General features: G+C 37.5%; 11 protein-coding genes. 10 read left to right on the plus strand and 1 reads right to left on the minus strand.

Annotation, left to right across the window (positions count from 1 at the left end):
- Positions 1-2: 2 nt before the first annotated feature.
- Complete coding sequence (locus BMX10_RS03140) at positions 3-914, minus strand: cobalamin-dependent protein (protein ID WP_208976099.1); 912 nt, start codon at positions 912-914, stop codon at positions 3-5.
- A gap of 388 nt (positions 915-1,302) precedes the next feature.
- On the opposite strand from BMX10_RS03140, the gene BMX10_RS03145 reads away from it, so the two are divergent.
- The 10 genes from BMX10_RS03145 to BMX10_RS03190 all read left to right on the plus strand — a co-directional run bounded on the left by BMX10_RS03145 (position 1,303) and on the right by BMX10_RS03190 (position 13,272).
- Positions 1,303-2,988 carry a methyl-accepting chemotaxis protein gene (locus BMX10_RS03145; RefSeq protein WP_090439220.1) on the plus strand — a complete coding sequence of 562 codons (1,686 nt, stop codon included), beginning with the start codon at positions 1,303-1,305 and terminating at the stop codon, positions 2,986-2,988.
- Positions 2,989-3,448: 460 nt separating this feature from the next.
- Positions 3,449-3,904, plus strand: coding sequence for a deoxycytidylate deaminase (locus tag BMX10_RS03150; RefSeq protein WP_090439223.1), 456 nt, complete (start codon positions 3,449-3,451; stop codon positions 3,902-3,904).
- Between the two features lie 16 nt (positions 3,905-3,920).
- Positions 3,921-4,991, plus strand: a complete 1,071-nt coding sequence (locus BMX10_RS03155) for a glycosyltransferase family 4 protein (RefSeq protein ID WP_090439991.1) — start codon at positions 3,921-3,923, stop codon at positions 4,989-4,991.
- 124 nt (positions 4,992-5,115) lie between these two features.
- The gene (locus BMX10_RS03160; protein ID WP_170834658.1) at positions 5,116-5,457 is read left to right on the plus strand and encodes a DUF3870 domain-containing protein; all 342 of its coding nucleotides are present in this window, start codon (positions 5,116-5,118) and stop codon (positions 5,455-5,457) included.
- Between the two features lie 181 nt (positions 5,458-5,638).
- Positions 5,639-7,009 (plus strand): aminotransferase family protein, encoded by a 1,371-nt coding sequence (locus BMX10_RS03165; RefSeq protein WP_090439230.1) that lies wholly within the window; start codon positions 5,639-5,641, stop codon positions 7,007-7,009.
- Positions 7,010-7,098: 89 nt separating this feature from the next.
- The gene (locus BMX10_RS03170; protein ID WP_090439233.1) at positions 7,099-7,914 is read left to right on the plus strand and encodes a beta-keto acid cleavage family enzyme; all 816 of its coding nucleotides are present in this window, start codon (positions 7,099-7,101) and stop codon (positions 7,912-7,914) included.
- A gap of 304 nt (positions 7,915-8,218) precedes the next feature.
- Complete coding sequence (locus BMX10_RS03175) at positions 8,219-8,809, plus strand: TetR/AcrR family transcriptional regulator (protein WP_090439236.1); 591 nt, start codon at positions 8,219-8,221, stop codon at positions 8,807-8,809.
- A gap of 2 nt (positions 8,810-8,811) precedes the next feature.
- Complete coding sequence (locus BMX10_RS03180) at positions 8,812-9,522, plus strand: ABC transporter ATP-binding protein (RefSeq protein ID WP_090439239.1); 711 nt, start codon at positions 8,812-8,814, stop codon at positions 9,520-9,522.
- Positions 9,522-11,885: an ABC transporter permease gene (locus BMX10_RS03185; protein WP_090439994.1), complete on the plus strand. Its 2,364-nt coding sequence runs from the start codon at positions 9,522-9,524 to the stop codon at positions 11,883-11,885. The genes BMX10_RS03180 and BMX10_RS03185 overlap by 1 nt, the downstream gene beginning before the upstream one ends.
- Positions 11,886-12,036: 151 nt before the next feature.
- Entirely contained in the window at positions 12,037-13,272 is a 1,236-nt protein-coding gene (locus BMX10_RS03190) for an efflux RND transporter periplasmic adaptor subunit (RefSeq protein WP_090439242.1), read from the plus strand.
- Positions 13,273-13,500 lie beyond the last annotated feature (228 nt).

Consider the following 13,500-nt stretch of genomic DNA (forward strand, 5'->3'; position numbering starts at 1 on the left):
TTCTATTTGACTAAACCATTAGCAACTTTCACAGCCTCTACTGCATTAGAAGCATATGCATCTGCACCGACTTGTTTCCACAATGTCTTATCTGTATTAAAGGCGCTACCACCAACCATAATTTTAACCTTTTTACAGCTTTCTGTTGAACGAATTGTTCGGATTAAATCTTCTACAGAATTGACATTAAAGAACATCGTAGCAGATATTGCAACAACATCCACAGCATCTTCTTCGATTACCTTTATAATACTGTCGGAAGGTATATTGATTCCTAAATAGTAGGCTTTCCAACCCTCTAATTCTAATAAATTTGTCACCATTCTAATCCCTATATGATGATATTCACCATTTGCAGCTAAGGCTGCAATTTTATGTTTTTTTGAGTAGCGAGGCATACTATCGATATATAGCTTTGACATAATTAGCTGAGTCATTTCAGAAAAAAAATGTTCCTGAGATACATGGATTTGATTGCATTCCCATCGGTGTCCTACTCTTTTCAATGAAGGCTCAAATATTTTGGTATAAATATCGCTTATTGCAATACCTTGCTGGAAAGCATCTAAAATTATCTTGACTGCCAAAGGCTTTTCTTTGTCTAATAGAGCATTCTGATATGCTTCGGAAATACAGGATAAAGATATTGGTTTATCATTACAGTCAATAAGGCTGGTATTACTTAAGCGCCCATTATTGGTGTTTATTACAACAGTTTCTCTACTTAATAAATAATCTAGAGAAATATTAAAATAATCTGCCAGTTTAACCAATATCTCTTCGTTTGGAAATCGAAGGTTTTGCTCATAGTTAGCTATTGTAGTTTGAGCTAGTCCTAAATTTTCTGCTAGATCAATCTGACGCAGATTTTTTTCTAATCTTAACTCCCTTAGCCTGTCTCCAAAATTATCCAAACTAACTCCTCCCTCTAAATAAGATAATATCATCAAATCCAATAAAAATCTATGAAGATACAGATTTCTATGTTTGGAAAAAATATCTACTATTATTTTTACAAGCATATCCATAATCAAAAACAACAAAAAATATCAAAAAATAACAAAACATGACAAAAAAATGTTTTAATATTTCAAATTGTGGTATATAATTAGACATATACCACATTATGGAATATGTAAATAGTGCTGAGGTTGCATTTTTAAAAAACTTAGCACTTGATTTCAGTAAGCTACATAAAGGCCATAAAGGACTTATTACATTCATGCATAAAATATTTTCGAAATCTTCACCAAACTGCCATGCACTAAATATTTCATTTAACTAGAAGGGGGTAAGGAAAAAATGACAATCTTTAAAAAGCTTTTGGCTGCATTTCTAGCAATAATTATCCTAATGATAGGGATGATGATGTTTACGACCATTAACAGTGATAGTATTTATGGTAGAAACCAGCAAATCTATGAAGATAAGGATACTATCGCTTTCTTTATTGAAAAAGAGGTAGACCATCTCAGGTGGTTAAATGGCCTTAGTAGCATGTTCATCACCGGAGAAATACCTGCTTCTGTTGATCATACTGAATGTGACTTAGGACAATGGTATTACGCCTACGAGCCAGAAGAGCATAATCATGAAATCTATATGGCGTTGGAGGCACCTCATATCAATGCCCATAGCAGTGGACACAGGGTTGTAGAACTTTTTCAGAATAATCAGGTAGAACAGGCATTGTTTACATTTCAAAATGTAACTGCTCCAGCAGTTGCAGAGGTTCAGCATAACTTAGGATTATTGCAGGAGGTTGAGAGACAAAGGGTATTAGATCTACAGGCTGAAATTGAGGAGCTGCAAAAAAGAGGAATGATACTAAATATTGTGATAGCTGTGGCTGCTGTGATTCTGGTTATATTGATTGCATCTATCTTAAATAAGCAGATAACAGTTCCAATTTTGCTTCTATCCAATACAATCGAAAGAATGTCTAATTATGACATTACCTTTAGGGAAGATGATGAGGCAGCCAGCTATATAAATAGAAAGGATGAAATAGGAAGCATTACTAGAGCGTTGAAAAAAATGCAAGAAAATCTTGTAATGCTTATAAAAAATATATCCGATACATCACAACAGGTGGCATCCTCCTCAGAGGAGTTAACAGCTACCAGCCAGCAATCCTCTATGGCATCGGATGAAGTAGCTAGGACGATAGAAGAAATAGCCAAAAGTGCCAATGAACAAGCAAAGGATACAGAAAGCGGTGTATTAAAAACAGACGAATTAAACAAAATCATAGAAGAAGATTTAAAGGATATGGATAGAATCAATAATTCTGTAAATCAATTAACTATACTAAAAAACGACGGTGTAAAAACAATAAAGCAGCTAACAGAAAAAACAAATAACAGCAATGAGGCAATAAAAAACATTCATCAAAGTGCTGTAGATACCAATGAAAGTGCAGAGAAAATTGGAGAAGCTAGTAGAATCATTGAAGGGATTGCAGAGCAAACGAATTTATTGGCTTTAAATGCAGCCATAGAGGCGGCCAGAGCAGGAGAAGCTGGTAAAGGCTTTGCGGTGGTAGCTGATGAGATTCGCAAGCTGGCAGAGCAATCTACATACTCAGTAAAGGAAATCGATGAGATGCTTAAAAAATTGCAAAGCAACTCAAAGAACGCTGTAGTTATTATGGAAAATGTTTTGTCGATTATTAAAGAGCAAGTAGAGAGTGTAAGGGTGACAGAAAACAAATTTACTGGTATCGCTGAAGAAATAGAGAAAGTGGGAGAAATCGTAGCTAAATCAGTGGAGTCAGTAACAACAATGGATAACACTAAAAATGCCCTTGCAGATCTTATGCAGAACTTAGCAGCAATCGCTGAAGAAAATGCTGCTGGGACAGAAGAAGCTTCTGCATCTGTAGAAGAACAAACAGCTTCTATGGAGGAAATAGCTAATGCCAGCGAATCCTTAGCTAGACTAGCAGAGGAATTGCAGGAGAGTATTATGAAGTTTAAGTATGCGTAAGTAGATAATGAAACTATACAAGTTTTAATACAAGCATTCAAACAAGCAGTCAGGTATTTGATAGAAAAATACTTAGTTGCTTGTTTTGGTTATGCTGGCTGGATTTTAAAAGCTACAAGTAAGGGGCGCTTCTACAAGTTATTTATATAATGGTATAGGGTCAAACTCAAGGAAGAGCTTTTCGATTAATTAATGAAACAAAACACAAAGATATAACGTCTAATAGGATGAGTTGGTTTTAGGAAGCTTAACTTTTCTCATTAATCCTTTGAGGGGAAATGTTTACTCCTTCCCCTCTTAGTAACATCTACCATATGGCTCATCTGCTTGTGCTTTGTCTAAAGGAGTAGTATAATATGAAGTTGTAAATATTAAATTTTCATTACATTTACTGAAACAGTTATAAAAATATGATATGATAGAAATAATGATATTGGTAAGGGACAAGGGGTTGGCGAATATGCGTCCTTCATGGGATGAGTATTACATGGAAATGGCAGAGGTGGCAAAGAAGCGTTCTACCTGTTTACGGAGACAGGTGGGAGCTGTGATTGTAAAAAATCAGAGGATTCTAGCCAGCGGCTATAATGGCGCCCCCAGCAGCATTTTGCATTGTGAGGAAGCCGGATGCTTAAGAGAAAAGCTGCAGGTACCCTCTGGAGAAAGGCATGAACTTTGTAGAGGATTGCATGCGGAACAAAACACCATCATACAAGCAGCTTTACATGGAGTAGGTATTAAAGACAGTACTATTTATGTGACCCACATGCCATGTATTATCTGTACCAAAATGATGATTAATGCAGGTATCAAGCAATTGATATATAAGGGAGATTATCCAGATTCTTTATCACAAGAGATGCTGAAGGAAGCTGGTATAATCGTAAAAAAGTATTCTAAGGATGAAAGCAGCTAAAGAATGGAGTGGAAGAATGGATTATTATATTTTAGGATTTCTTATAGCCATGGTGATCTCCTATATGCTGACGCCTTATGCAAAAAAATTAGCATATAAAATAGGAGCTATTGATGTTCCTAAGGATAATAGAAGAGTGCATAAAAAACCCATGCCTAGATTAGGTGGATTAGCAATATATATAGCTCTTGTAGTTGGCATCTTGGTTATGGCATCTATAGGGAAGAATATTTTACCTATTACTAGTGAATTAATAGGGATATTGATAGGCGCCACTATTATTGTAGCTATAGGTATTATAGACGACTCTAAACAAATATCAGCCAAATATAAGCTTTTGGGACAGATTTTGGCGGCAATTATTGTTGTTTACAGCGGTGTGAGGATAGAGTTTATAACCAACATTCTTAACAAGACTACTGGAATGTCTGGACTAGGGAAACTAAGCATACCTTTAACCATCTTTTGGATTGTAGGTATAACCAATACAGTGAATTTAATAGATGGTTTAGATGGTTTAGCAGCAGGAGTTTCCTCTATAGCTGCCTTATCCTTAGCCTATGTAGCTTTTTTAAATCCTGAAACCCCGGTGGGGATATCCATTATCCTTATTATTTTAGCTGGATCTTTACTAGGATTTTTGCCCTATAACTTTAATCCAGCACAAATATTTATGGGAGATACAGGCTCTTTATTGGTAGGGTTTATCTTGGCCACTGTATCTGTAGAAGGGGTTATTAAAAGTGCCACCACCATTGCTGTGGCTATTCCTGTTTTAGCTTTAGGGGTACCAATCTTTGATACAACCTTTGCCATCGTAAGAAGACTTGTGAACAAGAGACCTATTATGGAGGCGGATAAAGGACATCTTCATCACAGACTCTTAGAACATGGCTTAAGTCAAAGACAAACGGTAGTGGTTCTATACATTATCAGCATGATGCTGGGAGCCAGTGCTATAGCTGTATCCCATACAAATAGAGTAACAGCTTATCTAATAATCGTGACAGTAGCCTACTGCGTTTTCCTTGGGGCCGTCAGGATTGGATTGGTAAAGAAAACCCAAGAGACAAAGGCCAACTCCTAGTATTTAAAAGTTAATGAGTAATGAATGACAACATGGGTATATTATTATAGAATATACCAGTTGTAATTTTTCTTTGCAAGGTATATAATTAAGTTGAGAAAAATTAACCATTTGCGGTGATATTGTGAAATACTATGATGAAGATACAGTATATTTTATTTCTTATGCCAAGCTACCTACAGACATTCCAGCGGCCGCATTGCATAAAGTGGTGGGAATAGGTTTAATTATTAATATTGTGACTGGTAGAATCGTTGATGTTTCTTGTACATTACTTACCCAAGAGGCAAAGGATTTTATGAAATCTATACTGATTGGGCGAAACCTGCACGAGGAAGATATTGACGATCTTATCAACACCATTAAACTAAGGTACCATGGCTATGCACAAAAGGCAGTATGTGTAGCCATCAAAGGCAGTATTGAACGCTACAACACATGGAAGCAAGAACAGATAAAAAAATAGAACTGACTGCTTTTCTTACAACGATTGTGTAACCCATGATTGTTAAGTAAGTAAAACCCAGTATAATTATACCTATTATTTTTCCACACCAAAATTTGGCTGGATAAGTAGGCATTATTATAGTGGGTTTTTTCTATAAACAAAATAATTTTTAAATAATAATATAAAGGGAGGTTTTTTCATGAGTGCTAACAAGGCTCCTAAGAATCATGTTTTTTACAGAAATCAAAACTGGCATTACCCAAGAATTCAAAAAGGTGAAGGGGTTTACCTTTTTGGAGAAGATGGCAAAAAGTATTTAGATGCTTGCTCTGGTTCAGCTGTTGCCAATATTGGTCATGGCAATAAGGAAATTGCACAGTTTGCTAAGGAACAGATTGAGCGAGTTGCCTTTACCCATTTATCTAGATGGACAGTAGATGTCATTGAAGATTGTGCAGCAAAGGTATGTGAATGGGCACCTGGAGATTTAAATCATGTCTACTTTGTTTCCGGCGGTTCAGAGGCTACAGAGACAGCAATGAAGATGGCAAGACAGTACTACATTGAAAGAGACGGGAAAAAGTCCTCAAAATGGAAAATTATCTCTAAATGGGATTCCTATCATGGCAATACCTTAGGGGCTTTATCCATGACTGGACATCCAGGACGTAGAAAGTATTATGACCCTATGCTGGCAAATTTCCCTAAAATCCCACAGTTTTATCATTACAGGAATCCATGGGGATGTAAAACATTAGAAGAAACCAGTATTAAAGCTGCAGAGGCTTTGGAAGCAGAAATACTAAAGCAGGGTGCAGACAATATCGCAGCCTTTATCACAGAGCCAGTAGTAGGCTCGGCAATACCAGGAGTGCATCCTGAAAAAATTTATTTCCAAATGGTAAGAGAGATTTGTAATAAATATGATATTCTGTTGATTGTAGATGAGGTAATGGCTGGGTTCGGAAGAACTGGAGAAAAATTTGCTGTAAATCATTTTGATACAGTACCAGACATTATTGTTTGTGCTAAAGGTATGAGTGCTGGGTATACACCAATGGGAGCAACCATCTGTAACGAGGAAATTTTTGAAACCATTATGGTGAAGGGCTCAGGAAACTTTATACATGGTCATACCTATGCCAGCAACCCATTATCCTGTGGTATTTCCTTAAAGGTACTAGAGATTGTTGAAAGAGAAAACTACTTAGACAATGCTAAGGTACAGGGTAAATACTTTATGGAGAAGCTTAATGAGCTGTATAAATATCCTATCATCGGAGATGTTCGAGGAGTAGGACTGATGGCAGGCCTAGAGTTTGTTAAGGATCAAGAGACAAAAGAACCTTTTGAAACCAGTGAAAATGTAAAAGGCAAATTCACTGTGAATTGTTTAGCAGAAGGAATCGTACCTTATCCAGGTGGAGGCTCAGCAGACGGGGTAAGAGGAGACGATACTTTATTAGCACCGCCAATCAACATTACAAGAGAAGAGGTTGACGAGCTGTTTACAGGACTAGAGAAAGCCATTGCAAAAACCTGTGACGATGTGCTGGGAGTTAAGGCTTAACAATAAATGGAAAATGAAGAATGAAGAATTTACATTTTTCATTATAAATTTTAAATTCCGCCACAGGCGGTAAAGGAGGGGGATTATACATGGAAAAATTAATTATAACCATAGCACCTACCGGAAACGTACCTACAAAGGAACTAAATCCTAATACACCCATTACAGCAGATGAAATCGTAGAAACTGTGAAAAAATGTAGAGAATTGGGGGCATCTATAGCACATCTACATGTTAGAGATGAAGCAGGCCAGCCAACCAGTGATAGAGGATTATTTAAAGAGGTAGTAGATAAAATCCATGAAGAAAAGATGGACGTAATCACTCAATTATCAACAGGAGCCAGAGGTGGCGGCAATACACCAGAGTGGAGAAGTCAGATGTTAGATTTAAATATTGAGATGGCCAGCCTTGCTACTGGATCTTCAAACTTTCCTAACGCTGTCAATGCCAATGCACCAGAGCTTATTCAACATTTAATCAACACCATGAAGGAAAATGGTGTGAAACCAGAGATCGAAGCCTTTGACATGGGTATGATTGATAACGCTAGATATCTAATGAAAAAAGGAATTTTAGAAGGTCCATTGCACTTTAACCTAGTAATGAATGTACCGGGATCAATAGCGGGAACCCCTAGAAACCTGATCCATATGGTAGAAAGCCTGCCGCCAGATTCCACATGGTCCGTAACTGCTATCGGGAAAGCCCATGTACCACTACTAACCATGGCTATTGCAATGGGTGGACATGTAAGAACAGGTCTAGAGGATATATTAGAAATAAGAAAAGGTGTACCCGCCAGCAATGAAATGCTGATGGAACGAGTAGTAGGAATCGCCAAAGCAGTAGGAAGAGAAATAGCAACACCAGAGGAAGCAAGAAAAATCCTAAGCCTAAAATAAATCCTCAAGGGACGGGGAACAGAGATGTGTCCCAGCAAAAAAACATAAAAATAGCAATGCATTGAAAGAATGAGGGAGAACACTTAGTAAAAGTGTTCTCTCTTTTAGTTTAGGTCAAAATATAAGCACTAGATGCAGAAGAAAACAGAGGTTAGAGGGACAAAGAACCGTCCCCTGTCCTTTTTGTTTTTTTGTGGAAAAAGCATTGAAGAAAGAAGGTAGAAGAAGTATAATAAAATTATACTCAACAAGTATAAAAGTACAAATTTGTCCAATTTTTTTTGTGGCTGTAGGAGGTGGCAAAATGACTACACAGAGTGAGATAAAATATAATCGGTTGATGGAAAAGGCAGAGGAGCTTTTTACAAAGATAGGCTATAAAGCGGTTTCCATGGATGAGATTGCAGAGGCAGCAGGGATTAGCAAGATGACAATTTACAAGCATTTTTCATCAAAAGAAGAGCTTTTTATAAAAGTAATCCTATCTATTCTGGATAGAAATACTGTCATGCTTGAAGAAGATATGAAAAAGATACCAGGAACGCTAAAGAAAATAGATCATCTAATGAAGTATAATGTGGAGATGTCAAGGCAGTACTCTCTGGCTTTTTATAAGGATATCATGGGGAGTCCTCCCATCATGGAAAAGGTAATGAAGGAAAAATACAGAGTCAGCAGGGTTTTCTTTCAGAAGATCATTACAGATGGGGTAAGAAAGGGAGAGATAAGGGAGGTCAATGTAGATTTTATGACAGATATGCTGATCATGCTTATTGGGGTCTTCGGAGATAAATATTTTGATAAAATCACTTCAAAGGAAGAAATAGAAGCTGCAACAAGAGACTTTTATGATTTTCTTAAGTATGGCCTATTAGGGGAAAAAGAGGTGGAATAAGGATGGATAGGAACATAATTATGAAGACGGAAAAAATCAGCAAGATCTATCAAATGGGAGAGGTCCAGGTGGCAGCCATCAAGGATGTAGATCTCCAATTATATGAAGGAGAGTTTGTTGTCATATTAGGCCCCAGTGGTTCCGGCAAAAGTACACTACTAAATGTAATAGGCGGAATGGACCTACCTACAGAAGGCAAGGTATTTATGCAGGGTGAGGATATCACAGACTATAATGATAAGAAGCTAACTGCTTATAGAAGGGAAAAAATAGGTTTTGTTTTTCAGTTTTATAATTTAATGAACAATTTAACCGCCAAAGAAAATGTGGAGCTGGCTACAGAAATCTGCAAAGAAGCTCTCAATATTGATGAGGTGCTGGAGGCTGTGGGATTGGGAGATAGAAAGGAACATTTTCCAGCTCAGATGAGTGGTGGTGAACAGCAAAGGGTGGCCATTGCTAGAGCAGTGGCAAAAAATCCAGCCCTGCTATTATGTGATGAACCTACTGGAGCTTTAGATTTTGAGACAGGAATAAAGACCCTATCTCTATTAAAAAAAATCAACCAAGATTTTAATAAGACGGTGGTGATCATTACTCATAATGTACCTATTGGTGAAATGGCAGACAGAGTAATTAAAATGAGAAGTGGAGAAATTATTGAGGAGACTATAAATACCAATCCAATTGACCCTGAAGGGATTGAATGGTGATGAAAAAGTTAGATGTAAGGTTGTTGAGACTCATCAAAAACTCAAAAGGACAGTTCATTTCTGTGACGGTGATGGTGATTTTAGCCCTGACGGTCTATGTTTCCTTTAGTATGATGGCAGATAACTTAAATGATTCTATATTCTATTATTATGATGAAACAAATTTTGGAGATGTTTTTGTAGAGGTAGTAAGGATTCCTAAAACAGCAATAGATCGACTTCATAGGATAGAGGGGGTGGAGGCAGCCCAGGGAAGGGTCAGCAGTGAAGTCCCCCTTAGAGTAGAGGATCCTAATGAAAAGGTAAGGGTGCGGATTGTCTCAATTCCTAAGGAAACAGACGCAATTAACAGTCTCCATACTCTGGAAGGAAGAGAGCTGCAGCAGACAGATATTAGAGCCACAGCAGTGTTACAGCAATTTACAGATGCTAGAGGTATTGAGGTGGGGGATAAGATCACTCCTTATATTGCAGGAAGAGAGTATCCTTTGGATGTAGTAGGAATCGTAGGAAGTCCAGAGTATATCTATCTTATGGAGAATGAGCAGAGTTTGCTGCCAACACCAGAAAAATTTGGTGTTATCTATGTGACAGAGGATTTCGCCCAATCTGCATTAGGATATCAGGGCAGTTATAATGAAGTTATGATAAAGATAGATGAGAACTATCTCCATCAAATAGATAGGATTGTAGATGATATCGAGGATCAGCTGGATCGCTATGGCGTCAGCAGGGTAACCAAAAGAGAGGATCAGCTAAGTCATAGCATGATGATGCAGGAGGTGGAACAGCTGGAAAACATGTCCACCGCCATTACCCTATTATTTTTAATCGTTGCGGCAGTGATTATCAATGTTATGCTATCTAGGCTGGTAAAGAATGACAGAATGTCCATCGGGGTAATGAAGGCTTTGGGATATAGTAATCTAGATATATTAGGTCACTATACAAAATACTCCCTGTTGATTGGTTTAACAGGCTCCATTGTGGGTATGGTTCTCAGTATTCCATTATCTATGCTTTTTACGGATATGTATATGATGTTTATGAATATCCCAATGCTGCAAATGGAGATTTATTACATTTACTTTGTTTACGGCATCTTATTAACCAGCGGATTCTGTATCGCATCAGGATTAGCAGGAGCTAGAAGTGTGTTAAAAATATTTCCTGCTGATTCTATGAGGCCAGAAGCTCCTAAGGCAGGAGGTAGGATTTGGCTAGAAAAAATCAAGGCTATTTGGGATAAGATTTCCTTCAGCTGGAAGATGGTTATCAGAAATATCCTAAGAAATAAGAGAAGAGCAGCCTTTCTGGTGGCAGGAATTGCTCTAACCTATGGGATTACCATGGTACCGGTTTTTATGTCCTCTGTATGGACCAATATCTTTTTATTGCAGTATGGAGAGCTTCAAACAATGGACTATAATATTGACTTTGCCCATCCTATGAGTGGAAATGCTATCAGAGAGCTGACACAAGTAATTGAGGTGGATCATATAGAGCCTAAAACAGAGATCCCCTTTGAATTAAGAAATGGGTGGAAGAAAAAAATTGTTAGTGTCATCGGGGTACCCAGAGATACAGAATTTTATCATTTTAAAAGTCCAACAGGACAGCCAATAGAGGTACCTAAAAATGGAATTATTCTAGTGGATCGACTGGCGGATTCCTTGGGAGTAAAGGTGGGGGATGAAATCCTTATAAAGAATTTCATGCCGGACAAAGAGGATGAGAGGATTGTAGTAAAGGGAGTCATCGAACAATATTTAGGAACCAATGCTTATATGGATATTGAAGCATTAAATGCCTTAATGGGAGAAAAAGGCATGGTAACAGGTGCTCTGGTAGCTTCTAGAGATGATGTCATACCCAAGCTACAGGATGTAGAAAATATTAGGCAGATACAATCGGTGGAGGATATGAAAAACAGCTTTCTAGAATTTATGGATATGATTATTTACAGTGTAGGGGTATTGATGGTCTTTGGCGGTGTGTTAGGATTTGCTATTGTGTACAATGTAACTGTCATCAGTATCAGCGAACGGATATTGGAGTTTTCTTCCTTAAGGGTACTGGGTTTCGATAAAAAAGAAATCTATAAAATGATTAGCAGAGAAAATGGTTTAATGACTATACTGGGGATTGTACTAGGAATCCCTGTAGCCTATGGGATGTGTGTAGCTATGGTGAATGCCATGGTAACAACAGACATATTTGGCATTCCTCTGATTATAGATATCAGTAGTTATTTTATCGCTGGCGTTGCTACTATTATCTTTGTTGCTCTAGCACAGCTAGCCACCATAAGAAAAATTTATCGTCTCAACTTTATAGATGCACTGAAAAATAGAATCTCTTAAAAACAATAATAAAGTGAAGAATGAAAAATGAAAAATGACAACAAAAGTCCATCTATAATCAACAACATTAAAGAATTTTATGGTTTTAATTTTGCATTTTACATTTTAAATTTTAAATCCTGCCTTTAGGCAGTGAGGGGATGTGAATAAGGTGAAAAAGAAAATCATTGGGATTATTGCTATTATTGTAGTATTGATAGGTGCAGGAATTTTTATAGTCAATAGAGGCAAGGCTGTGGATGTAAATATGGCATTGGTAGAAAAAGGAAACATAGCTGCCTATGTGGAGGAGCTGGGCGTTGTAAAAACACAGAACCAAGCTAGTGTTTATGCCTCTACAGCGGGAAGAGTAATAGAGGTATTGGTGGAGGTAGGAGATTCCATTGAAGCGGGAGGAATACTAGCGAGAATAGATGATCAACAGTTGACAAGACAGATCAGGGAATTAGAGGCACAGAAGTCTGTGATCACTGCACAGTACAATGAGGCTATAAAAACAATCGATCAGCAACAGATTGATAAATTAGAATTACAGCTGTCTATCCAAGAGAGACGGGTACAGGAGGCAGAGAGAAGGGCTGATAGCAACAAAAGGCTTTATGAGGCTGGAGCCATCAGCCGTGAAGAATATGAGAGCACCATAACCCAGCTGGAAACTGAAACGGCAAACCTAGAAGGGATAAAACTTGATCTAGAAATACTGAAAAAACCTGTTTCCGACAATATCGTTGCTGGTTTCCAAGCACAGCTTCATCAAGTAGATCTTCAAATAGAGGATCTAAATAGCAAAAAGAAAGATTTTGTTGTGACGGCTCCTATAGGCGGGACAGTGATGACAAAGATGGTAGAGGTGGGAAGTTATCTACAGCCAGGAACCCCCTTGATGGAGATTGGCAATAAAGGCATATTGTATATAGAAAGTGATATCTTGATTGGTGATATGGCGGATATAGCAGAGGGAGCCATGGTAGAAATATCTAATAGGGATTTAGCCATTGACGGTGTTATGGGAACTGTTAGAAAGATCCACCCTCAAGCTTTTAGTAAGATATCTGATTTAGGGATTGAACAAAAAAGAGTTACCATTGAGATTGATATAAAAGGAGAGGCAGCAGCTCTGCGCCCGGGCTATGACTTAGACATAAAGGTGATTATCGACAGGAGAGAGGATGCTTTAATCATACCAGAAAACGCTGTATTTCAACAGGATGGTAAAGAGTTTGTCTTTGTGGAGGAAAATGGGACAGCGGCTTTGAGACAAATAGAAACTGGTATTGAAAGTGGTAGAAGGGTAGAGGTTATAAGCGGACTTCAAGAAGGAGATGCTGTGGTGCTTACTCCAGATGACAAGCTAGAGGATGGTATTGGAATAAAAAGACAAGATTAATAGTAAAAGGATGTAAGAATCATAAAAAGATAGGGGCTTTTGTTGGAGACCTACAACTATACCCCTATCTTTTTTTTGTGACAATAAATGAAAGAAAACAACTTAAAAAATAAAGAAAATACATATACTAAAGCTATAGTTGATAAAATAGGGGATAATTAAAAAAACATTGCATTCATTTCATTTAAGCACCATAATGAAAAATGACATAAAATCTGAAACTTTTTT

The sequence above is a fragment of the Natronincola peptidivorans genome (assembly GCF_900111615.1).
In the GTDB taxonomy this organism is placed as follows: Bacteria; Bacillota; Clostridia; order Peptostreptococcales; family Natronincolaceae; genus Natronincola_A; species Natronincola_A peptidivorans.

Bases quoted from the DNA above. Each gene is read 5' to 3' on its own strand.
- BMX10_RS03145 (WP_090439220.1), top strand. From the start codon at position 1,303: ATGACAATCTTTAAAAAGCTTTTGGCTGCATTTCTAGCAATAATTATC.
- BMX10_RS03150 (WP_090439223.1), top strand. From the start codon at position 3,449: ATGCGTCCTTCATGGGATGAGTATTACATGGAAATGGCAGAGGTGGCA.
- BMX10_RS03155 (WP_090439991.1), top strand. From the start codon at position 3,921: ATGGATTATTATATTTTAGGATTTCTTATAGCCATGGTGATCTCCTAT.
- BMX10_RS03165 (WP_090439230.1), top strand. From the start codon at position 5,639: ATGAGTGCTAACAAGGCTCCTAAGAATCATGTTTTTTACAGAAATCAA.
- BMX10_RS03170 (WP_090439233.1), top strand. From the start codon at position 7,099: ATGGAAAAATTAATTATAACCATAGCACCTACCGGAAACGTACCTACA.
- BMX10_RS03175 (WP_090439236.1), top strand. From the start codon at position 8,219: ATGACTACACAGAGTGAGATAAAATATAATCGGTTGATGGAAAAGGCA.
- BMX10_RS03180 (WP_090439239.1), top strand. From the start codon at position 8,812: ATGGATAGGAACATAATTATGAAGACGGAAAAAATCAGCAAGATCTAT.
- BMX10_RS03185 (WP_090439994.1), top strand. From the start codon at position 9,522: ATGAAAAAGTTAGATGTAAGGTTGTTGAGACTCATCAAAAACTCAAAA.